This window comes from Pseudomonas sp. N2-3-1-14, from assembly GCF_041228395.1.
Classification (GTDB): Bacteria; Pseudomonadota; Gammaproteobacteria; order Pseudomonadales; family Pseudomonadaceae; genus Aquipseudomonas.
Map to the genome: position 1 here is coordinate 3532553 of NZ_CP166199.1, position 22306 is coordinate 3554858.

21 protein-coding genes and 1 pseudogene are annotated in these 22306 nt (G+C 59.7%); 7 read left to right on the forward strand and 15 right to left on the reverse strand.

All coding sequences use genetic code 11. The features are described from left to right. Positions 1–40 precede the first annotated feature (40 nt). Positions 41–1351, forward strand: coding sequence for a transporter (locus AB5I78_RS16240; protein ID WP_145165703.1), 1311 nt, complete (start codon positions 41–43; stop codon positions 1349–1351). A gap of 61 nt (positions 1352–1412) precedes the next feature. Here the strand turns inward: AB5I78_RS16240 and AB5I78_RS16245 are convergent, their stop codons facing one another. After that, the gene (locus tag AB5I78_RS16245) at positions 1413–2738 is read right to left on the reverse strand and encodes a sigma 54-interacting transcriptional regulator (protein WP_369303292.1); all 1326 of its coding nucleotides are present in this window, start codon (positions 2736–2738) and stop codon (positions 1413–1415) included. 2 nt (positions 2739–2740) lie between these two features. Beyond that, complete coding sequence (locus AB5I78_RS16250) at positions 2741–2980, reverse strand: hypothetical protein (protein ID WP_369303291.1); 240 nt, start codon at positions 2978–2980, stop codon at positions 2741–2743. 101 nt (positions 2981–3081) lie between these two features. On the opposite strand from AB5I78_RS16250, the gene AB5I78_RS16255 reads away from it, so the two are divergent. Further along, positions 3082–3342, forward strand: a complete 261-nt coding sequence (locus AB5I78_RS16255) for a hypothetical protein (RefSeq protein WP_106579746.1) — start codon at positions 3082–3084, stop codon at positions 3340–3342. Between the two features lie 85 nt (positions 3343–3427). On the opposite strand, the gene AB5I78_RS16260 is transcribed toward AB5I78_RS16255, so the two are convergent. Genes AB5I78_RS16260 through gnd form a run of 3 tightly spaced genes read right to left on the reverse strand, consistent with a single transcriptional unit; the run spans position 3428 to position 6752 of the window. Further along, a complete protein-coding gene (locus AB5I78_RS16260; RefSeq protein WP_262206108.1) occupies positions 3428–4252 on the reverse strand; it encodes an HAD family hydrolase in 825 nt (274 codons plus the stop codon). Continuing rightward, positions 4249–5772, reverse strand: coding sequence for a glucose-6-phosphate dehydrogenase (gene zwf, locus AB5I78_RS16265; RefSeq protein WP_369303290.1), 1524 nt, complete (start codon positions 5770–5772; stop codon positions 4249–4251). The genes AB5I78_RS16260 and zwf overlap by 4 nt, the downstream gene beginning before the upstream one ends. After that, a complete protein-coding gene (gnd, locus tag AB5I78_RS16270) occupies positions 5769–6752 on the reverse strand; it encodes a phosphogluconate dehydrogenase (NAD(+)-dependent, decarboxylating) (protein WP_065906492.1) in 984 nt (327 codons plus the stop codon). Before gnd ends, zwf begins: the two co-directional genes overlap by 4 nt. Positions 6753–7020: 268 nt before the next feature. Between gnd and AB5I78_RS16275 the strand changes: the two genes are divergently transcribed. The 4 genes from AB5I78_RS16275 to AB5I78_RS16290 all read left to right on the forward strand — a co-directional run bounded on the left by AB5I78_RS16275 (position 7021) and on the right by AB5I78_RS16290 (position 11822). After that, positions 7021–7197 (forward strand): DUF6026 family protein, encoded by a 177-nt coding sequence (locus AB5I78_RS16275; protein WP_164487944.1) that lies wholly within the window; start codon positions 7021–7023, stop codon positions 7195–7197. 151 nt (positions 7198–7348) lie between these two features. Next, positions 7349–9091 carry a phosphoethanolamine transferase CptA gene (locus AB5I78_RS16280; protein ID WP_124417718.1) on the forward strand — a complete coding sequence of 581 codons (1743 nt, stop codon included), beginning with the start codon at positions 7349–7351 and terminating at the stop codon, positions 9089–9091. A 128-nt stretch (positions 9092–9219) separates the two neighbouring features. Continuing rightward, positions 9220–11457, forward strand: a complete 2238-nt coding sequence (locus AB5I78_RS16285; protein ID WP_369303289.1) for a TonB-dependent siderophore receptor — start codon at positions 9220–9222, stop codon at positions 11455–11457. Between the two features lie 143 nt (positions 11458–11600). After that, a complete protein-coding gene (locus AB5I78_RS16290; protein WP_262206120.1) occupies positions 11601–11822 on the forward strand; it encodes a hypothetical protein in 222 nt (73 codons plus the stop codon). Between the two features lie 101 nt (positions 11823–11923). Here the strand turns inward: AB5I78_RS16290 and AB5I78_RS16295 are convergent. From AB5I78_RS16295 to AB5I78_RS16310, 4 genes and pseudogenes are all read right to left on the reverse strand, one after another. Beyond that, positions 11924–12119: pseudogene (locus tag AB5I78_RS16295) on the reverse strand (GNAT family N-acetyltransferase); the annotation flags it as partial. A gap of 93 nt (positions 12120–12212) precedes the next feature. Next, positions 12213–13319, reverse strand: a complete 1107-nt coding sequence (gene zapE / locus AB5I78_RS16300) for a cell division protein ZapE (protein WP_369303288.1) — start codon at positions 13317–13319, stop codon at positions 12213–12215. Between the two features lie 15 nt (positions 13320–13334). Further along, positions 13335–13670: a nuclear transport factor 2 family protein gene (locus AB5I78_RS16305; protein WP_242198348.1), complete on the reverse strand. Its 336-nt coding sequence runs from the start codon at positions 13668–13670 to the stop codon at positions 13335–13337. 51 nt (positions 13671–13721) lie between these two features. Continuing rightward, on the reverse strand, positions 13722–14438 hold the full coding sequence (locus AB5I78_RS16310; RefSeq protein WP_145165712.1) for a YafY family protein: 717 nt from the start codon (positions 14436–14438) through the stop codon (positions 13722–13724). A 156-nt stretch (positions 14439–14594) separates the two neighbouring features. Here AB5I78_RS16310 and AB5I78_RS16315 point away from each other — a divergent pair, with 156 nt between their 5' ends. Then, positions 14595–15641: an aldo/keto reductase gene (locus AB5I78_RS16315; protein ID WP_369303287.1), complete on the forward strand. Its 1047-nt coding sequence runs from the start codon at positions 14595–14597 to the stop codon at positions 15639–15641. Positions 15642–15688: 47 nt separating this feature from the next. Here AB5I78_RS16315 and pepN read toward each other — a convergent pair whose 3' ends face one another. Genes pepN through AB5I78_RS16345 form a run of 6 tightly spaced genes read right to left on the reverse strand, consistent with a single transcriptional unit; the run spans position 15689 to position 22189 of the window. After that, positions 15689–18346: an aminopeptidase N gene (pepN, locus tag AB5I78_RS16320; RefSeq protein ID WP_369303286.1), complete on the reverse strand. Its 2658-nt coding sequence runs from the start codon at positions 18344–18346 to the stop codon at positions 15689–15691. 13 nt (positions 18347–18359) lie between these two features. Continuing rightward, the gene (locus tag AB5I78_RS16325; RefSeq protein WP_369303285.1) at positions 18360–19190 is read right to left on the reverse strand and encodes a DUF2797 domain-containing protein; all 831 of its coding nucleotides are present in this window, start codon (positions 19188–19190) and stop codon (positions 18360–18362) included. Continuing rightward, positions 19187–19447, reverse strand: a complete 261-nt coding sequence (locus tag AB5I78_RS16330) for a YeaC family protein (RefSeq protein ID WP_017138108.1) — start codon at positions 19445–19447, stop codon at positions 19187–19189. Before AB5I78_RS16330 ends, AB5I78_RS16325 begins: the two co-directional genes overlap by 4 nt. A gap of 14 nt (positions 19448–19461) precedes the next feature. Beyond that, positions 19462–20331 carry a rhomboid family intramembrane serine protease gene (locus AB5I78_RS16335; RefSeq protein WP_242198358.1) on the reverse strand — a complete coding sequence of 290 codons (870 nt, stop codon included), beginning with the start codon at positions 20329–20331 and terminating at the stop codon, positions 19462–19464. Next, positions 20328–21302, reverse strand: a complete 975-nt coding sequence (locus AB5I78_RS16340; RefSeq protein ID WP_178119752.1) for a metallophosphoesterase — start codon at positions 21300–21302, stop codon at positions 20328–20330. The genes AB5I78_RS16335 and AB5I78_RS16340 overlap by 4 nt, the downstream gene beginning before the upstream one ends. After that, entirely contained in the window at positions 21299–22189 is an 891-nt protein-coding gene (locus AB5I78_RS16345; protein ID WP_010210870.1) for an NAD(+) kinase, read from the reverse strand. The genes AB5I78_RS16340 and AB5I78_RS16345 overlap by 4 nt, the downstream gene beginning before the upstream one ends. Between the last annotated feature and the right edge of the window lie 117 nt (positions 22190–22306).

Here is a 22306-nt window from a genome sequence, read left to right on the forward strand (position 1 = left end):
AGCCACGACACTTACGCATTAGAAAGGGACGGCTTATTTCATGCATCGATCGTTATCGTTACGTGCCGTGGTTTGCTTGAGTACGCTCTTGCCTGCATCAATGCTATACGCCGCGCCGGATGCCGACATTGAGACCTTGAAGCAGGAACTGCTGGAACTCAAACAACGCTATGAAGTGCAGCAAAAAGCACTGGCCGTACTGGAACAACGCGTACGACAGGTAGAAGACCAACCCGCAACTCCCGCTCCCAAACGCTTGGCCAAATCCCCCGCCGACTTCCAGAAAGGCGGCACCACCGTGGCCGGTCATACGCCTGGCACAGGTGCGGCGGCCGCCTCGGGTGGCGCCGGCGGCGGCAGTTCCTACGGGCAAAGCCTCAAGGACGACTCGGCCCCGGCACAAAGCGTGAGCAACCTGTACAACGAAGCCAGCGGCTTTTTCGGTAACGGCAAGTTCAGCTTCGAAACCGGCCTTACCTATGCCCGCTACGATGCTCGCCAGCTTTCCCTCAACGGCTTTTTGGCCCTGGACTCCATCTTCCTCGGCAACATTAACCTGGACCGAATCAAATCCGACAGTTGGACCCTGGACCTGACCGGGCGCTACAACCTGGACAATCGCTGGCAGTTCGACTTGAACGTGCCGGTGGTGTACCGCGAGTCGACTTATCAGTCGGGCGGTGCCAACGGCGACTCCAACGCCACGTCTGAAGCGTCGGTGACCCGAGACCCGACCATCGGCGATGTCAACTTCGGTATTGCTTACAAGTTCCTGGATGAAAGCGCCAACCTGCCGGATGCAGTGGTGTCAGTGCGCGTCAAGGCCCCGACCGGCCAGGAGCCCTACGGCATCAAGCTGATCGAGCAAGCCAATAACAATAACCTTGCCGTGCCGGAAAGCCTGCCGACGGGCAACGGTGTGTGGTCGGTAACGCCAGGCATCTCCCTGGTGAAAACCTTCGATCCGGCGGTGCTGTTCGGCTCGCTGTCGTATACGCATAACTTCGAAGAGTCATTCGGCGATATCAGCCCTAACGTCAACCAGAAAGTCCCCGGCAAAATCAGCCTGGGCGACAGCTTCCAACTTGGCCTGGGGGTCGCCTTCGCCCTCAACGAGAAAATGAGCATGTCGTTTTCCGTGTCGGACCTGGTGCAGCGCAAAAGCAAGATCAAGCAAAACGGCCAGGACTGGCAGTCGGTGGTGTCCAGCGATGCCAACGCCGGCTATTTCAACGTGGGCATGACCATTGCCGCGTCGGAAAACCTGACCATCGTGCCGAACCTGTCGATCGGGATGACGGACGATGCGCCGGACTTTACGTTCAGCTTGAAATTCCCGTACTACTTTTAAGCCGCATAAGGAAAAGCCCCGCAACGATAAGGGTCGTTGCGAGGCTTTCGTTTTACCCGCCCTAGCGGATCTGGTGTTTGTGCAGCAATCGGTAGAACGTCGGCCGGGAAACCCCCAGCACCCGGGCTGCGACACTCAGGTTGTCGCTGTGCCGATTGAGCACATCGCACAGCGCCTGGCGTTCGGCGCGGTGCTTGTAATCTTCCAGTGTAGCCATCGGTGGCGCAATTGCCTGCTCGCCCAGCAAACCCAGGTCCGCCGCTTCGATCTGTCGCCCTTCGGCCAGCACCAGGCCGCGGCGCACGCGATTGGCCAACTCGCGCACGTTGCCCGGCCAAGGGTGTTGCCCCATGGCTACCAGTGCATCCTCGCTGAAGCTGCGCGGGCGGCGCCCGGTTTCCTGACTGTAGAAGCGTGAAAAGTGGTTGGCCAGCATCGCTACATCGCCGTGGCGCTCACGCAAGGGCGCGGTGACCACCTGCAGCACATTCAGGCGGTAATACAGGTCTTCACGAAAGGTGCCCTTCTCAACCGCGGTTTCCAGGTCGACGTGGGTTGCCGCCAATACCCTTACATCCACGGGGATGGGTTGGCTGCCGCCGACACGTTCGATTTGCTTCTCTTGCAAAAAGCGCAAGAGGTTGGCTTGCAGCTCCATCGGCAAATCACCGATTTCATCCAGAAACAGCGTGCCACCGTGAGCCGCCTCGATGCGTCCGACCTTGCGCTGATGCGCGCCGGTAAACGCACCTTTTTCATGGCCGAACAGTTCGGACTGAATCAGGTGTTCGGGAATTGCACCGCAGTTGATGGCCACAAACGGCTTGGCGTGGCGCTGGGACTTGCGGTGCAAGGTCTTGGCCACCAGCTCTTTACCGGTGCCGCTGTCACCGCGAATCAACACCGGCGATTCTGTCGGTGCCAGCTTGGCCAAAAGCTTGCGCAGTTCACGAATCGGCCGGCTGTCACCCAGCAATTCATGCCCGGGCTCATCTATCAGCGTGTGGCCCTTGCCACGCAGGCGGGCCATGCCGAACGCACGCCCCAGCGTGACCTGCACGCGCGCCACGTCAAACGGCAAGGTGTGAAAGTCGAAAAACCACTCGCAGACGAAATCTCCGACATTTTGCAGGCGCAAAACGTCCTGGCTAAGCACCGCGATCCACTCGGTGCCGCTGCGGCTGATCAACTCCTTGACCGCTTCCGGGCGCTCAAGGTGATAGGGCTGCAAGCGCAGCAGGCCAACATCGCAAGACCGATCGCCGACGGTTCCAAGGGCGCAGCTGTCCACTTCCCATCCGGCGGTGCGCAAACCGGGCAGCAGCCCGTGGCAGTCATCACACGGATCGACCACAAGCAGACGACGCTGGACAGGTGTAACAACCATGACTATTCCTTGGCGCCAATATTCTTAAAGTTATTTAGAAACAAAGGTTTGTGAGGCCTGGCGCTAACACTAGCAAGGTATTGACGCGCGCCTTGTACCATTTCGCTATAAGTGTTGGCAAAAAGCCACTGCTGGAGGTTTCCAAGTAAAAAATCGCCGCGCACAGAGACGTTCATTGGGCTTTCAAAACAGCCGCTTACCTGACGTTGATCACGGAAAGTTAAAATTTCTTGCTCTAGCATGTGACCCGTACCCCGCCGTCGAGCATCAGTACAAGTAACTCGCCGTCTGGCTCGCCCAACCGACGGCACTCACTTGAATGGGCATTAGAGAGAAGACTCACATGAACGCCCCGCTCCGCATCAACGAAGCTCTTTTGATCGCAGACCGTGCTTTTCAGCCCTTTCAGTGCGTGGCCTGGCACGATGGCAATGGCGCACTCAGCCTGAGCGTCATCGACCGCACCAACACGCGTATTGGCAGCAAACAGCTGTCCTCGAGCGCCTATACCGACCCGGCTCAGTTGGAAGATTTGTTGTTACAGGCTCGCGCCGAACTCGACAAAGATGGTTATAAGTTGCAGTCCTGGGCAATGCCCAAGTAAGACAACACAGCAACTTCCGATCATTGCCCTCGTGTAAAAACAATGATCGGAAGTTCAGTCCATCCGCGTTGGCCAGTGACGGCGCTTATCGCGCCGCCAGAATAAACCGCTCTAACGCTTGTGCAGCACCATCCTCGACATTGCTGCCGGTGACGACGCTGGCCTGACGTTTGACGGCCTCTTCTGCCTGGCCCATGGCAATCGACAAACCGGCGACGTGAAACATCGCCGGGTCGTTGCCGCCGTCGCCAATGGCGGCCGTCTGCTCAAGCGGTACACCCAGGTGCGCAGCCAGGGCTTTCAAGGCATCACCCTTGTTGGCCTGCATTGCGGTTACGTCCAGGTAAATCGGTTGCGAACGCGACACATGGGCCAGCCCCTGAACCTTGGGCTGCAACTGCGCTTCCAGCTCGATCAGCAACTCAGCGTTGCGACTGGCCGCGACAATCTTGTCGACCCGATCCAGGTACGGCTCAAAACTCTCCACGACCAGTGGCCCATACCCCAGGCCAGCGGCTTCAACCGCTACCATCGGCCCGGGCGGATCACGCCGCAGCCATTCGCCATCGGCAAACAGCCAGACTTCGACGCCCGGCTGCCCGGAGAACAGCGCCAACGTGACCAGCGCCGCCTCCGCCGGCAGATGATGGGCCAGCAGCACGCTGCCATCGGGGTTGATCAACGTGCCGCCGTTAAAGCCTGCCACCGGCACATCGATGCCGAACGTTTCGATCATCTGCATCATGGCCTTGGGCGGCCGCCCGCTGGCCAGGCTGAAGAACACGCCGGCGTCGCGCATGGCGCGCACTGTATCAATGGTGCGCTGACTGGGCGTGTGGTCGGGACGCAACAGTGTCCCGTCCATATCGCTCAGGACAAATCGGATGGGATGGATCGCGGCATCATTCATCCCAGGCTATGCCAGGTACGACCATCGCGGGCCAGCAAGGCATCGGCCGCTGCCGGACCATCTTCACCGGCCTTATAAGCCTGGATGCCATCGTCCTCTTTCCAGGCGTCAAGGAACGGCTGCACCGCACGCCAGCCGTTTTCGATGTTGTCAGCGCGCTGGAACAGGGTCTGGTCACCGGTCATGCAGTCGTAGATCAGGGTTTCGTAACCCGTCGACGGCTGCATCTCGAAAAAGTCCTTGTAGTCAAAACCCAATTCGATATTGGCCATCTCCAGGGTTGGCCCAGGCTTTTTGGCCAGCAGGTCGAACCACATGCCTTCATTGGGCTGGATCTGGATTTTAAGGTAGGTGGGCTTGAGCTCATCCACTTCGGTATCGCGGAACTGCGCATACGGCGCGTGCTTGAAGCAGATCACGATTTCGGTGTCGCGAATGCTCATGCGCTTGCCGGTGCGCAAGTAGAACGGCACGCCGACCCAGCGCCAGTTGTCGATCATCACCTTGAGGGCAACGAACGTCTCGGTGCTGCTGTCGGGCGCGACGTTGGCTTCTTCGCGGTAGCCGGGAAGCGCCTTGCCGGCGATCTCGCCAGCGGTGTACTGGCCGCGTACCGAGTTGGCCCGCGCATCTTCCAACGACCAGGGCCGGATGGCGCCGACGACCTTGGCCTTTTCACCACGCACCGCATCGGCACCAAACGCCGCCGGCGGCTCCATGGCTACCATTGCGAGCAACTGGAACAGGTGGTTGGGCACCATGTCGCGCAGGGTGCCGGTTTTTTCGAAGAAATTTCCGCGGGTTTCTACGCCGACGGTCTCGGCCGCGGTGATTTGCACGTGGTCGATGTAATGGTTGTTCCAGAACGCTTCAAACAGCACGTTGGAGAAACGGCTGATCAGAATGTTCTGCACCGTTTCCTTGCCCAGGTAATGGTCGATGCGGTAGATCTGCTTCTCGCTCATTACCTTGAGCAGGCACGCGTTCAGCGCTTCGGCGGTGGCGAGGTCGGAACCGAAGGGTTTTTCGATCACGACACGACGGAAGCCATCGTCGGTTTCATTAAGCAAGCCGGCGCTGCCCAGGCGCTGCACCACTTCACTGAAGAAGCGCGGCGCAGTCGCCAGGTAGAACACCGCATTACCGGTGCCGCTGTCAGCGATCTTCTTGCCGATGTCGGCGTAGGTGCTGTCGTCGAGGAAATCGCCTTCGACGTAGCTGATGCCCTTGGCCAACTGAGCCCACAACTCTGGGTCGAGGGCGTTTTCGGCATTGCCCTTGACCTTGCTTGCGGCCTCGGTGCGGATGAAGTCCTCGAGTTTCTTGGCGAAGTCGGCATCACTGATGGCGTTGTGATCAACGCCCACAATGCGCAGGCCTTCGCCCAGCAGCCCGTCACGACTCAGGTTGTACAGCGCCGGCATGAGCAGGCGCTTGACCAGGTCGCCATGGGCGCCAAACAGAAAGAGTGTGGTGGGCGGAGCAGGTTCGGCCTTGGGTTTCTTGCCGTTGGCGGTCATTTTTTGGAAGTCTCCACATGGCCGCCAAAGCCGAAGCGCATGGCAGACAGCATTTTGTCACCGTAGGTGCTCTGCTGACGGGAACGGAAGCGAGCGAACAACGAGGTGGACAGCACCGGTACCGGCACCGCTTGCTCCATGGCCGCTTCGATGGTCCAGCGGCCTTCGCCACTGTCGGCCACGGAACCTGAGTAGCCGTCCAGCTTTGGATCGGTGGCCAGGGCGTCGGCGGTCAGGTCCAGCAACCAGGACGAGACCACGCTGCCACGGCGCCAGACTTCGGCGATGTCGGCGACGTTGAGATCAAAGCGCTGATCTTCCGGCAGGTTTTCCGAGTTTTTGGTCTTGAGGATGTCGAAGCCTTCGGCGAAGGCCTGCATCATTCCGTACTCGATGCCGTTGTGAATCATCTTCACAAAGTGCCCGGAGCCCGCTGGGCCCGCATGGATATAGCCATGCTCGGCACGGCTGTCAGCCGAGGCGGAACGGTCCTTGGTGCGAGGGATATTACCCAGGCCCGGGGCCAGGCTGGCGAAGATCGGGTCGAGGCGCTGTACAGTCTCGGCGTCGCCACCGATCATCATGCAGTAGCCACGCTCCAGGCCCCAGACGCCGCCGGAGGTGCCGACGTCGACATAGTGCAGGCCTTTTTCCGACAGGGCTTTAGCGCGACGTACGTCGTCTTTATAGTTGGTGTTGCCGCCGTCGATGATCACGTCACCGTCTTCAAGCAGCTCACTGAGTTCATTGATGGTGTTTTCGGTCGGGTCGCCTGCAGGCAGCATGACCCAGATGGCGCGAGGCTTTTGCAGCCCTGCTACCAAGGCCTTCAAGTCGGCAACGCCTGTGGCGCCCTCCTCGCTCAAGCCTTTGACGAATGCTTCGTTACGGTCGTATACAACGGTGGTATGCCCATTGAGCATCAGGCGCCGCGCAATGTTACCGCCCATGCGGCCTAGTCCGATAATCCCCAGTTGCATGTGCTGATGCTCCTAACTGCTAAATAAATGTGTGACATAGTTTATAGCGCAATGAGGCTAATGAGGGTTAGTCCAGAGCGGATCCTTGTAGTTTCATGACAAAAAAAGGCCATCATTTCAGCATCACGGCCGCAAAAGTCACAGCGACCATCAAAAATAAAAAAGTTCCATTGATTCGAAAAAGAATTCAGAATCGCTGCGACTGTTGCCGAGGACCTCGATTAAGCGTTCCGGCACCGCGATCTACCGGCTATTTGCGAGGTAAGCAATGAGCACAGCACAGACGATCCGCCCGCCACAGACCCTCTATGTCACCGTCCGTCGCGACGAACTGCGCCAGTTGAAAGACGAGCGCGATCAGCTGCAGCAGGAAGTCCTGCGCTTGCGCTCACACCTTCAGGCGCAAATCAATCAAACGTCCGGGCCTCAGCCCGCACTTTGCTGAACGTGGGCTGAACGAAGCGTTCAGGAATAACTCACGAAGTTTTCACATCCTCCTCCCGATACTCCCGCCGAATAGGGCCACCCACATGCGGTAGCCCTCTGCTGCGCGTATTCCTGCGCGGCAACTGGCAATTATCGGGTTGGAGCGCTGGATGGCGATGTTCAAACGCAGCACGAAGTCTGCGAAAGGCTTTGATTGGGCCGGCCTTGGCTGGTTGTTTCTGTTTTTCTGGTATTTCTCGGGTATTACCCAACTGCTGATCCAGCTGACCGGCACTTCCGGCTTCAGCGGATTTCGCCAAGCCTTCTTCCTGAGTGCGTTCTGGCTCGCGCCCATGCTGCTGTTCCCGCGCCGTACGCGCCTGCTCGCCGCCTTGATCGGCGTTGTGCTGTGGGCCTGCTCCATGGCCAGCCTGGGTTATTTCTTCATTTACCAGCAGGAATTTTCCCAAAGCGTCATCTTCATCATGTTCGAGTCGAACATCTCTGAAGCTGGCGAATACGCCACTCAATACTTTGCCTGGTGGATCGTGCTGGCGTTCATTGCCCACACTGCCCTGGCGATCTTCCTGTGGACCCGCCTGCGCCCGGTTTACCTGCCGCGCGGTCAGTCGATTCTCGCGGCCACCGCGATTGTCCTGGCGGTGGTCGGTTATCCGTTGGTGAAACAGATTGCAACCAACCCCACCATGGAACTGGCCATCGATGGCTTCGAGTCGCGGGTAGAGCCTGCCGTGCCGTGGCAGATGATCGTCGCCTATCGCCGCTACACCGAGCAGCTGAACAGCATGCAAGGCATGCTCACGAGTGCCAGCCAGATCCCGCCCTTGAAGAACCTCAAGGACAGCATGGCCGGCCAGCCGTCGACCCTGGTACTGGTAATCGGTGAGTCCACCAACCGCCAGCGCATGAGCCTTTACGGCTACCCGCGCAATACCACGCCGGAACTGGACAAGCTGCGCGACCAACTGGCGGTCTTCGATAACGTCATCACGCCGCGCCCCTACACGATTGAAGCGCTGCAACAGGTGCTGACCTTCGCCGACGAAGAAAACCCTGACCTGTACCTCAAGACACCGTCGATTGTCAGCGTGATGAAACAGGCTGGCTACAAAACCTACTGGATCACCAACCAGCAGACGATGACCAAGCGCAACACCATGCTCACGACCTTTTCCGAACAGGCTGACGAGCAGGTGTACCTCAATAACAACCGCAACCAGAACGCCCGCCAGTACGACGGCGACGTGCTTGCACCGTTCGCCAAGGCCCTGGCCGACCCCACCGAGCGTAAGTTCATCGTGGTGCACCTGCTGGGCACCCACATGAGCTACCAGTACCGTTATCCGCCGACCTTTGACAAATTCACCGATCGTCAGGGCGTACCGCCAGGCATCAGCGACCAACAGTTGCCGACCTACAACAGCTACGACAACGCGGTGCTTTACAACGACTTCGTGGTGTCGAGCCTGATCAAGGACTACGCCAAGACCGACCCCAACGGCTTCCTGCTGTACCTGTCGGACCACGGCGAAGACGTATTCGACTCGGCCGGCCACGGCACGCTGGGGCGCAACGAAGGCAAGCCGACGGCACCGATGTACACCATTCCGTTCATGGCGTACGCCTCGCCGAAGTGGCGCGAAACCCACGACTGGAGTTTCGCCAGCGACCTGCAACGCCCTTACAGCAGCTCGCAACTGATTCACACCTGGGCGGACATGGCCGGGCTGAGCTTTGATGAATGGGACCGCAGCAAAAGCCTGGTCAATGACAGCTTCAAGGCGCGCCCGCGGATGATTGGCGACCCGTATATAGGCCAGAAAAAAGGCCTTATCGATTTCAGCTTGATCAAGCCGAAGAAGGTCGATGCCGCCGAAGTGGTGGTCAAGTAGTCACCGGCTTTGTAACACAAAGATAACAATCATTCTCGTTTGAGCCTAAAGTTGCCCCGCTCCTTTCGTCTTTGAGCCATGCCTTCCCTTTCCGGGGTGGCATCAAAGACGACAAGGAGTCTGCTGTGATGTTCGCGCCTTTTACCCGTTCCATGACCCTCACCTTTGGCCTGTTCGGCGCCGTTGCCAGCCCGGACCTGATGGCTGATACCGACCCCGAACACCCGCCGATCAGAGCCTATGAACTGGGTGCGACCAGCATTACCGCCGAAGGCCTGGGCACCACCACCGAGCACACCGGGGCTTACACCACCGGCTCGATGAGCACCGCCACCAAGCTGAACCTGTCCATCAAGGAAACCCCGCAATCCATTTCGGTGATCAGCCGCCAGCAGATGGATGACTTCAATCTCAATACCCTCACCGATGCCTTGCGCCAGACCACCGGCGTTACGGTGCAGCACCTGGATTCGGACCGGGCGAGTTACTCCTCCCGCGGCTACTCGATCAGTAACTTCCAGATCGACGGCATGCTCAATACCTTTGGCCGCATGAAGTCCGACGCCGACACCATCATCTACGACCGCATCGAGGTTGTGCGCGGCGCCACCGGCCTGACGACCGGGGCGGGCGACCCTTCTGCCACCGTGAACATGATCCGCAAGCGCCCCACCACAGAGTGGCAAGCCAAAACCGGCGTCAGCGGTGCCAGCCATGACAACTATTACAGTTATATCGATGTAGGCGGCCCACTGGCGTTTGACGGGCGACTGCGTGGCCGCACCGTGCTGGCGTACCGTGACAGCCAGTCCTTTCGCGACAGCTATGCGATGCAACGGGAAGTGGGCTACGGCATCCTCGAAGCCGATCTAACGGACAATACCGTTGTCGCCGTGGGTTTGGACTACCAGAACAAGCATGTGCAGGGCAGCTCCTGGGGCACCCTGCCCTATTGGAACAGCGATGGCAGCAAGGCTCGGCTGTCGCGCTCCGCCAACCTGGCGACCGACTGGAGCTCCTGGCCGCTCAAAGACAAAACCACCTTTGCCTCCATCGAGCATAAGCTGTCTGCAGACTGGCACCTGAAAGCTGCCTACACCCATCGCCAAAGCGACACGGACGGCAAGGTGTATTACGGCGGCGCCGGCTTCCCCAATCCGGATGGCAGCGGCATGACGGCCTGGACCAACCAGATGGTCGGCACATCGAAAATGGACGTGGTGGATTTGAATATCGCCGGTTCTTATTCACTGCTGGGGCGCGAGCATGAATTGATGGTCGGGTATGGCGAATCCGAACAGCGCGATACGGCGCCTTTTCAGCGCGTCAATAATCAGCAGGGCTACACGGACATCAAAGATTGGCGACACATGAGTGGCATCGCCAAGTTCCCGGACCGCACCACTGGCCTCAAGGGCGAACACAGCAGCCGAAAACAGAAGGCGGGTTACCTCGCCACACGCCTGAGCCTGACCGACCGGCTGCATGCCGTATTGGGCAGCCGCTATGGCAGTTGGGAAATCGAAAGCGTCTCACCTGAATACAACACCGATAACCAACTGACCCAATCCACTAAAACCCGCCAGACCCACAACGACATGTGGACGCCTTACGCTGGCCTGCTTTACGACCTCACACCCGAATACACCGTGTACGCCAGCTACACCGATATTTTCAACCCGCAAACCGCGCGGGATTCCAGCAAGAAGTATTTGGAGCCGGTGGTGGGCAGCAACTATGAAATAGGCCTCAAAGGCAGCCTGTTGAACGAACGCCTGAACCTGGCGACGGCGTATTTCTGGAGCACCCAGGATAACGTGGCCGAACTGGACAGCAACGCCGCGCCGGACCCGGTCAGCAGCGAGCAGTTCTACACCGCCAGCGGCAAAGGCAACAAGGTGCAGGGCTTTGAAGTTGAGGTGTCAGGTGAAGTCATGCCGGACTGGAATCTGTCTGCGGGCTATACCTATACCCACTCGACGAACGGTGACAAGCAGCGCAACAACACCAACCTGCCGCTCAATCTGCTGAAAATCTCGACGGCCTATCGCCTGCCGGGTGAGTGGCGCGGGTTGACGGTGGGCGGCGCGGTTAATTGGCAGAGCGATTTTTACGATTTCGCTGACCGACCAACAGGCGGCCGCGACGAGAACGGCTACCTGAACACCGAGAGCACCAAAATCACCCAACAGGCCTACACCGTGGTCAACCTGATGTCGCGCTACCAATTTGACGAACATGTTTCAGCGTCGCTTAACATTAACAATCTATTTGATAAAAAGTATTACGAACGTGTCGGCTTTTATAATGGCGTGTATTGGGGCGACCCGCGATCCGTCACGCTTGCGCTGGACTGGAAGCTTTAAATCGCTGACCCGAAGTTAACAAAATCGTTAACTTTGGGGCCCCAAGCCGTTAATTTCCACTTAATAAGATCGCCCCACAATCGCCCCATGAATCTGATCACGGACGAGGCGGATACCGATCACACTTAATGGGGATACCTCTTATGAAACTTTCGACCTTGATGCTTGCCAGCCTGATGACCCTGACTTCCGCAGCCGCCTTTGCAGAAGGCGGTTCAGAGCGATCGAAGGAGTTCTATAACAACTTCACCTTCATGCAACAGAAGACTCATGGCACCACAGACCAAACAGCGATTGCCGATGGCAAGAGTGTAAAGACCCACACGGCTGAACAATCCAGTGAAGAGCCGCAACCCAACAGCTGATTTAATACTTAGTTAATCCGCATTGCCCTATGCCATCCCGCTCCGTTGGCAAAGGTTAACTTGGCGCCATTTAATGGCGCCTTTTTTTTGCACGTTATTTATCAAAGCGCTTTGTTCCACAACAGCCTGCGCCCCTGTGCCGGATCAAAGATCCGATTCATCAAAACCAAACTTGCGATACGCCGCCTGTGCCACGTCATTACCCTCGAGCACTTCAAGGGTGATCTTGCAGCAACCACGCTGCCGGGCGATTTCCCTGACCTTTCGCAGCATTTTCTGACTCAGGCCCAGGCGTCGGCGTGCACCGCATTGGTGTAGCTGGCTTGCAGCACCAGCGTGTCTGGGATGTCCATTTGCTTCCTCGATGACGCGCCGTGCGCGAAAAGACTCCTAGGTCCCGAAGCGCTGCAGTTGCATCTCCTGCAAGCGACTGAGCGTGCGGCGGAACGGAAACTCCAGGTAGCCTTCGGTGTAGAGGCTTTCCAGCGGCACCTGGGCTTGGATATACAAGGGCACCTTGCGGTCATAGCACTCGTCCACCAGGGCGATAAAACGTCGCACACTGTCATCGTGCACCGACAACTGCGGCAGCTCGCGGTCACCGGCCACCACACGTTGGGCTGCGTCTTCGGTGCCACGGGCGATTCGGGCCGGGCGTTGTTGCGCGCTCAAGCAGGGGACGTCACCCAACAGGATGGCCGTGAAGCGATCACACAGCAGCATGAAGTCCATGGCGGCCAGCGGCCGCTCGCACAGCTCGGCGTAACGACACCAGAGCACCGTGTCGCAGGATTGCACCGCCACAATCGAGCGCAAGCCGACACTGATTGGCCCGCTGCGCACCGCCTGCCCTGCGCTTAATTGCTTGAACAGCGTCGCGAGCGCATCCGGCTGGTTCACCCAGTAGCGCTGCAGCCCCACGCCAGGATGCAAACGATGATCTTCGCCACCGTCTACCGCTACCACCTGCATGTGCTGTTTGATCGCCTCGATGCCTGGCACAAACCGCTCGCGGTTGAAGCCGTCGGCGTAGAGCTGATCGGGCGGCTGATTGGACGTGCTGACCATCACCACACCCTGATCAAACATGACCTGGAACAAACGGCCGAGAATGATCGCATCGCCAATGTCATTGACGAACAGTTCGTCAAAACACAGCACGCGCACTTGCTGACTCAGCTCGCGGGCTAACGCCTGCAGAGGGTCCTGGATACCCGTGAGTTGAAACAGACGCTGATGCACCCACCCCATGAAATGATGAAAATGCTGACGGCGTGCTGGCACCCGCAAGCTTTGATAGAACTGGTCCATCAACCAGGTCTTGCCCCGCCCCACCGGCCCCCATAGGTAAACACCGGTCACTGGCGAGCGGCCCTGGTGCAGGGCTTCGTGGCAGTGTTGCAGGGCTTCAACCGCTCGGCGCTGGGCCTCGTCTGGCACGAAACCGGGCTGGGTAGTGGCGTATTGATAAGCGGCGAGAGGCGAGTCGAAAGTCATGCGCGTCAGTATGACTTACACAGAGATATCCAGCCGCGAAATCTTGCCCTGCTCGTTCAGTCGAAAGGTATAGCGCAGCTCCAGCGGGCTGCCGGGGAAATTACCGGAAACTACATTGCTGACCAACACTTTGCCGGTGCGATGCTGCACGTTCAGCACTTCAACCCGAGGCTGATAACGACGCCCGGTGTCTTCCATCCAGCGCGCAATCGCGGCGGTGCCGACTTGATGCTCACCCTCATCAAACACATTGGCATCGTCGGCAAAACACTCGGCAATGCTTGAGGTGTTGCGAGTATTGGTCGCGGCGATGTAGGCCACAATCGCGGGTGCCAACTCAGGAATGGACATGGCGCAGCTCCTTTTTAATGATTTATGACGCCATGCTAAGCCAGGGTTGTGTCAGTTTTTGTCAGGAGTAAACGGCGCGGACTCGTTCTGCTCCATCAGCTTGCGCCAGGCTCGCAACAGGTCACTGCGTCGGCCAGGGTAGCGATCACCCTGAGCCTCGGCCGCGGCCACTCGGTCAGTGCGAAAGGTGCGATAAGCGCCGCGCAACTCGCACCACGCCACAATCACGCGCACGTCATTGAGAAAACCCAGGGCCAGCGGCCAGATCAGGCGCTGGCTCTGGGTTTGGCTGGCGTCGGCGTAATCGATTTGCAGCTTGGCCTGGTTGCGGATCGCCTCGCGAAACACATTCAGCGGCACGCGATTTTCCGGGTAACCGAACCCCGGAGGGCCGGGCAACAGCGTGGGGTTGCGTAATGCTTCCTGGGCGGCGGGATCAAGCACATCGGCGATTTTCGCCAACGCATTGGCCGCGGCGCGGCTCAGCACATCGTCGCCACGTTGGTCGACATAACGCAGGCCCAGCACGATCGCTTCGGTTTCCTCGGCGTTCAGCATTAATGGCGGCAGAAACAGCCCGCTGCGCAACACGTACCCTACTCCGGCCTCGCCAAAAATCGGTGCACCCAGCGCTGTCAATTCAGCGATATCGCGATACAGCGTGCGCTCGGACACCTCCAGTTGCGCCGCCAGTACGGCGGCCGTCACCGGGCGTTTCTTGCCCCGCAAGGCCTGCAACAAGGTCAGCAATCGTGTGGTACGCGACACGTCAAACCCACCGAGAAAGGAACAAGACCGAAGCTTAACAGAGCCTCCTGTCAGAAAACGTCAGCAGTAAAAAAGCCCCTTGACCGAATAAATTACGAGGATCATATTAAATACATGTTTCAAGACATGTAAAAATCACCCCACAGGAGTCTTTATATGCGCAATACAGTCTTTGGTCGCCGCAGCGGCCTGCAGGTATCGGAACTGGCCCTGGGCACCGGTAATTTCGGCACAGGATGGGGCCATGGCGCCGAGCGCGACGAAGCCAGGCAGATCTTCGATGGCTACCTCGAAGCAGGAGGCAACTTCCTGGATACCGCCAACGGCTACCAGTTCGGCCAGGCCGAAAAGCTGCTGGGGGAATTTATCGCCGCCGAGCGCGACAACCTGGTGGTCGCCACCAAATACAGCCTGCGCACTCAGCCGTCCGATGAAGGCACGCTCAAGCTCGGTAACAACCGCAAAAACATGGTGCGTGCCGTCGAGGAGAGTCTCAAGCGCTTGAACACCGACCGCATCGACCTGCTCTGGGCGCACATGAGCGATAACGTCACGCCGATGGAAGAGATCCTGCGCGGCTTCGATGACTTGGTGCGTGCCGGCAAGATCCACTACGCCGGCCTCTCCAACTTTCCCGCCTGGCGTATCGCCCGCGCGGATCTGTTGGCCGAAGTGCGCAGCTTCGCGCCGATCATCGGCGTCCAAGTGGAATACAGCCTGGCCGAGCGCAGCGCCGACCGCGAGTTGCTGCCGATGGCCGAAGCGTTGGGCCTGGGCGCCACGCTGTGGTCGCCGTTGGGCGGTGGTTTCCTCACCGGCAAATACCGTGAAACGCAGGACGACAACCGCGCCAACAAACTGGGCATGCTGATCCACTCGGAAAAGAGCGCCCGCGAAACCGCCGTACTCGACACCCTGCTGGCAGTCGCCGGCGAACTCGACGCCAGCCCAACCCACGTCGCCATTGCCTGGCTGCGCGAAAAAGCCCGCCGCTCGACCACAGCGCTGATCCCGATTCTCGGCTCTCGCACCCGCGCGCAGCTCGATGCAACCCTGGGTGCGCTGAACGTGCAATTGTCGGCCGAACAAGTGACCCGCCTGGATGGCGCCAGCGCCCTACCGCTGGGCGTTCCGCACGCAATCATTGCCGAGCGTTTCCCTACCGACACCGGCTTGGATACCCCTCGCCCACCCGTTATCTGAGGCGAAAAAAAACGGCCTGCTCAGGCCGTTTTTTTTAATCGCAGACCTTACGCAAGGCTCTTGCTGACCACCTCGAATACGTCGCTGGACAGCTCACCGGAGGCACGAATGCGCTCCAGTTCCGCCTTCATCAGCGCCTGGCGCGCGCTGTCGTATTTGCGCCAGCGCGTCAACGGCGCCAACTGGCGCGAAGCGATCTGCGGGTTGAACCCGTTCAACTGGATCACCAAATCGGCCAGGAAACGATAGCCCGAGCCATCGGCGGCGTGGAAGTTGATCAGGTTCTGCCCGGCAAACGCGCCGACCAGCGCCCGCACCTTGTTCGGGTTCTTGATGTTGAACGCCGGGTGCTCCATCAATGCCCTGACGCGCGCCAGGCCGCCCGGCAAGGTACTGCCGGCCTGCACACTGAACCATTGGTCCATGACCAGCGGGTTGTCCTTGAAGTTCTCGGCAAACACCGCCAACGCCTGCGCCTTTTCCGCCTCAAACGGCGAGTTGACCAGCACCGCCAGCGCCGTCAGGCGCTCCGTCATGTTGTCGCTGGTGTCGAACTGGTCCAGCGTCGCCGCCAGCACTTCCTGCTGGCCGCTGAGCATCAGGTACGACAGCGCAATGTTCTGCAGGGCGCGACGGGCAAAGTGCTCGGCCGCGGCCACGTAAGGTGTCTGCTTGGACAGCTCGCGGTTCGCCTGGTAGCGCAGCCACAGCGATTCGTAGAGGTTGTCGGCCAGTTGCTTGCGCGCATACTCACGGGCGGCGTGAATCGCGTCCACATCCGCCACTTCACTGATTTCAGTCAGGTAGGCTTCGCTTGGCGGCGAGAGCATCTCGGCGACCATCGCCTGGTCCAGGCTTTCATCGCTCAACACCGTGCGCAGCGCGTCGATCAGGCGTTGATCCAGCTTCAGCGGCTGACCCGCTTGATGCTGTCCGATCAGCTCCTGCAACACTTGCACCGACAGTTGCTGGCCGGCATCCCAGCGATTGAACCCGTCGCTGTCGTGCTGCATCAGGAACATCAGCTGGTCGCGGTTGTACGGGAAGCTCAGTTTCACCGGCGCCGAGAAGCCGCGCAGCAACGACGGCAGCGGCTGTTCGGCGATATCGACGAAGGTGAAGGTCTGCTCGGCTTCGGTCACCGAAATCACTCGGGACGTAGCGCCAGCGCTGGCCTCACCGGCCAGGCGCAAGGCAATACCGGCGCCCTTGGCGTCCAGCAGGCCCAGCGCCACAGGGATCACGAACGGCAGTTTTTCAACCTTGTCCGGGGTTTGCGGGCAGCTTTGACGGAAGGTCAGGCTGTAGGTCTTGGCAGCGGCATCGTAGGACTCGCTCACCGCCAGACGCGGTGTACCGGCCTGGCTGTACCAGCGTTTGAACTGGGTCAGGTCCGCGCCATTGGCGTCTTCCATGGCCTTGATGAAGTCGTCGCACGTCACGGCCTGGCCGTCGTGGCGCTCGAAATAGAGGTCACTGCCCTTACGGAAGCCTTCAGCGCCGAGCAAGGTGTGGATCATGCCGACCACTTCCGAGCCCTTTTCGTACACGGTCAGGGTGTAGAAGTTGGAGATTTCGATGAAGCTGTCCGGGCGCACGGCATGGGCCATGGGGCCTGCGTCTTCAGCGAACTGGTGAGTGCGCAGGTACGCCACATCCTGGATGCGCTTGACCGTGGCCGAGTTCATGTCGGCGGAGAAGCCGGAATCACGGAACACCGTGAAGCCTTCCTTCAACGACAGCTGGAACCAGTCGCGGCAGGTCACGCGGTTGCCCGACCAGTTGTGGAAGTATTCGTGGGCCACGATCGCCTCAACCCGCTGGTGCGCGGCGTCAGTGGCGGTTTCGGCGCGCGCCAGCACGGCGCTGGAGTTGAAGATATTGAGGCCCTTGTTCTCCATGGCGCCCATGTTGAAGTCGTTGACCGCCACGATCATGAAGATGTCGAGGTCGTACTCGCGGCCGTAGGTCTCTTCGTCCCAGCGCATGGATTTTTTCAGGCTGTTCATGGCGTGCTGGCATTTGTCGATGTTTTCCGGCTCGACGTAGATGCGCAGCGCCACTTCACGATTGGTCATGGTGGTGAAGGTGTCTTCGACGCACCACAAATCACCGGCCACCAGCGCGAACAGGTAGGCCGGTTTCTTGAACGGGTCTTCCCAGGTCGCCCAGTGGCGCCCGTCTTCACCCGGGCCGCTGGCAATCGGGTTGCCGTTCGACAGCAGCACCGGGTAGCTGTGTTGCTCGGCGATCACCGTGGTGGTGAAGGTGCTCATCACGTCCGGGCGGTCGAGGTAGTAAGTGATCTTGCGGAAGCCTTCGGCCTCGCACTGGGTGCAGAACATGCCGCTGGATTTGTACAGGCCTTCCAGCGCGGTGTTGGTTTCCGGGTGGATGCGCACGCTGGTGTCGACCGTGAAGGTCTCGCGGGTCGGGTGCAGGGTCAGGTGGCTGTCGGTCAACTGGTAGTCGGCTTCGCTCAGCTCACGGTCGCCCAGGTTGACGGTCAGCAGTTCAAGCTGCTGGCCATCGAGCACCAGCGGCGGCAGGCCCGCACCACGCTCGGGGTTGCGGCGCATCACCAGCTGCGCGTGGACCAGGCTGTGGTCCTCGAACAACTCGAAGGTCAGGTGCGTCTCTTCGATCAGGTAGTCCGGCGCCTGATAGTCCTTCAGGTAAATCATCTTCGGTTGTTCGGTGCGCATGGGTGGCATCCTTTTACTGATGCACGGCGAGCTGGTAGGCCGTGTACTTACGAATGTTGATAACGCCGGTGTCGAAGATCAGGTATTGGCCCTTGATCCCCAACAGCGTGCCTTCGGCAATCGGGTTTTTGTCCAGGTTGAAGCTGACGATCTTGGTCGGATACTGCTCGACCGGGTAGCGGATTTCGATCGGTTCAATGTCGGCAATCGTTTGGATGGCCTGCAGGCCAAAGCGTTCCTGCAAACTCAGCAGGCCTTCGGCGCACGAGGCAAACAGCGCATCACGCACTTCAGCCAGGTCCACCGCCACCGCATCGCCCTTGAGCAGCGCGCGCCAGTTGGTCTTGTCGGCCACCTGGCTGCGGAACAGGTCTTCGACGAAGCCCGATTGCTGGCGGGTCGCCACGCGCATGATCGGCAGCGCCTGGCTGGCGCCCTGGTCCAGCCAACGTGTCGGCAGCTGGGTGGCGCGGGTGATGCCGACTTTGATGCCTGACGAATTGGCCAGGTAAACCACGTGGTCGGTCATGCAGAATTGCTCGCCCCAGCCCGGATCACGGCAGGTGCCGGCGTCGTAATGGCAACGCTCAGGGCTCATGATGCACAGGTCGCACTGGGCCAGTTTGGTCATGCACGGGTAGCAATAACCCTGGCTGAAACTGGTTTTGGTCTTGCGGCCGCAATGGCTGCAATGGATGGCGCCGAGGTATTCCAGGCGCACGTGCGTGCCGATCAACGGATTGACCGGCACCTCGGTATCGCCCAGGCGAAACGCGTATTGAACGGTCGGCTCACCGAGTTGCGCCGACATTTTGCTGACTGCACCGCGACCAATTTCAATCAATGGATCGCATCCGACTTGAACAGGATATTCGGCACCGGCGCCGACTTCGATGCGCATTCCTGCGGGCCCATGTAGCCGGTGCGCTGCTCTTCGGGCAGGTTCTGGATTTCCCAGGCGATCACCGCCTGCAGCGACAGCTCACGCTGCTCGGCGGTGAGCTTGCGGCCGTCGGACCACTTGCCGATTTCCACGGCGAGCTTGAGGCTCTCATAGATGTCCGGGGTGATGTTTTCGATCATTTCAGCAAAAGAGGACATTAGGCTCTTCCTTATCAAATGGAGGCTTTGCGGCGGTTGTACAACCCACCCAGCAAACCCGTCAGGCAACCGATGACCAAGCCGCTCAGATGAGCCGCGTTGGCGATTTCGCCGAAACCGATCATCGAGATCAGCCCCGACATGCAGAGCACCAGCCATATCAGCATCATCGCCAGCACCCCGCGAGGCAGGCGATAAGCCGGGTTGGGCGACAGCAACTGGAAAATCCAGCAATGCCCCAGCAAGCCATACAACACGCCGGACAGGCCGCCAAACAGGCTCGGGCCGCCATAGGCGTATTGCGCGTAATTGGACACCAGGCTGAACAACAGGGTCAGGCCCAGCAGGTTGATACTGCCCTGGCGCACCTCAATGCGCCGGCCGAGTTCCCAGTACCACATGCCGTTCATGGCCAAATGCAGGATGCCGAAGTGGATCAGCATCGGCGTGACCAACCGCCACCATTGCCCCGACGCCATGGTCTCGGCAAAGGGCGTGAATTGAAGGTACTCGCCCGTCACATGGAACGGCAGAAACGTCAGCCAGCTCATGGTTTGCAGGTTTTCACCCAGTAACGTCACCGCACCGACAATGATGCTCGCCAGCAGCACCAGCGCCGTCACCGGGCTGTGGCGTACCTGCTGCACAAAGCTGGGACGCGTAACGGGCGCCCGCTCGGGGATGTCCAGTTGCTGGTCCGGGTCACCGTCGGGAAAGCGTTGGTACAACACGCGCACGTCGTCGCTGATGGTTTCTGGCACCCACAGCACCTGCTCGCCGGCCTCTTCGCTGACACGATGGGGCACTTGCATGCGTTGCAGCAACTTGACGAAACCCGCCAGGTCGACACTCAGCGGCAAGCGCAAAACAGCTACGGTACTCATGAAATAACCTCAGGGCGCTCAACGTCGACCCAGACAAATTTACGCGGATCCAGCTGGGTTTCCTGGTCCAGCCGATACGCCACCAGCTTGCCGTACAGCACAGCGCTGTAATCCAGGCAGGCCAGGTTCGGGCGGATCGGCGCGGGTTTGCCGCTGCGCCAGTAATGGCCGACGAACAGCAACGGCTCGTCGACGCCATAACGCAGCAGGGAATTTTTTTCGCTGGACGACAGCGGCGTACGCGCCACCGGCTCCGGCAGCGCATCGGGCTGGAACACGATGTCGCCATAGGTTTTCGGGTCGTCTTCCCAGAATTTGGTGCGAAAGAACGAGCGCGTCAGCCCATCGCCACCGGTCAGCGTCAGGCCATCCGGCAGGCGCATGTCGGTGCCGCGCAGCAGGCGGTCGAAGGCGTTGCAGGCAAAGCTGCCCGGTACGGCGGCGGCCTGCAGAAAGTGCTGGTCGATGCAGCCATCCGGGAACGTCGCGCGCAGCGGCTGGATAAAGCCCTCGTCCCAACACGCATGCACCACACGGAAACGCCCGGCATCGACAAACAGCGGCATGTCATAGAACCAGCCGAGAAAGTCATGCCAGTCGGCCGGGTGGTGCTCGAACTGGGTCAGGGTCTCGTGGATCAACCGCGCGTGGCGTGGGTTGTGTTCGCGCACAAACTGCTTGCCACTGCCCGGCGGCGCGGGTGTGCTCCAGCCCAGCGCGTTGAACTCGTGGTTGCCCATGATGCACAGCGCCTGACCGGCCTCGGCCATGTCGTGGACAATATGCAGCGCCTCGCGAATGCGTGGGCCACGGTCGATGATATCGCCGAGGAACACCGCCATTCGCGTCGGATGGCGCCAGGTGCCGCCCTGTTTGTGGTAGCCCAACCGGTCGAGCAAATGCTCAAGGGTATGAGCGCAACCGTGCACGTCACCAATCAGGTCGTAGCTACGCGCGGGATCGAGCATCAGTCGCCTCCACCCCCCAAGCGGCTGCCCCAGCCCAACTTGGTCCGGCACACTTCGTAATAGTTGTGGTCCAGCGGGTGGATCAACCGCAACTTCTGCGCCTTCTTGCTCACGGTGATGGTGTCACCGGGGGCGCAGGTGAAATGGTTCTGCCCGTCACAGGAGACTTGCGGGTAGATCTGCATGTCTTTGGACACCACGATTTTCAGCTCACTGTTGCCATCGACCACAATTGGCCGGCTGGACAACATATGGGGGTACATCGGCACGATCACAATGGCATCCAGCTTGGGGTGCATGATCGGCCCGCCGGCCGACAGCGCGTACGCCGTGGAACCGGTCGGCGTGGCCACGATCAGGCCGTCGGCCTTCTGGCTGCACACGAACTGGCCGTCGATATACAGCTCGAACTCGATCATCCGCGTCGACTTGCCGGGGTGCAGCACCACGTCGTTGAGCGCGTCGCCCTGGCCGATGGCTTCGCCGTGGCGGCGTACTTCGGCCTGCAGCAGGAAGCGGTTTTCGACCAGATAATGGCCATCGAGCACCTTGGCCACTTCGACTTCCAGGTCATCGGGGCGGATATCGGTCAGGAACCCCAAACTGCCGCGGTTGATCCCCAGCACCGGCACGTTATGCCGCGCCAACGCCCGGGCTGCGCCGAGCAGGCTGCCGTCACCGCCGACCACAATCACCATGTCGCAGACTTCGCCGAGCATTTTGCGCGACGAGGTTTGCAGGCCATGGCCCGGCAGGATTTCGGCGATGGTGTCTTCGAGGATCACGTGCAGGTGGCGCTCGAGCAGAAACTTTTTCAGTCGGCGGACGGTGTCCAGCACCTGGGTACTGCCCAAGCGACCGATAATGCCGATATTGCGAAATTGCTCCATGGGGCTCCTGCGGGGTTTGGGGTGTGGCGAAAAACAACGATTATGGGCGAAAGGCCGCGTCAGGCAAAATCCTTTGTCGCCGTGAACCCTTGATGACAATGGTTCTCAGCCACCTGT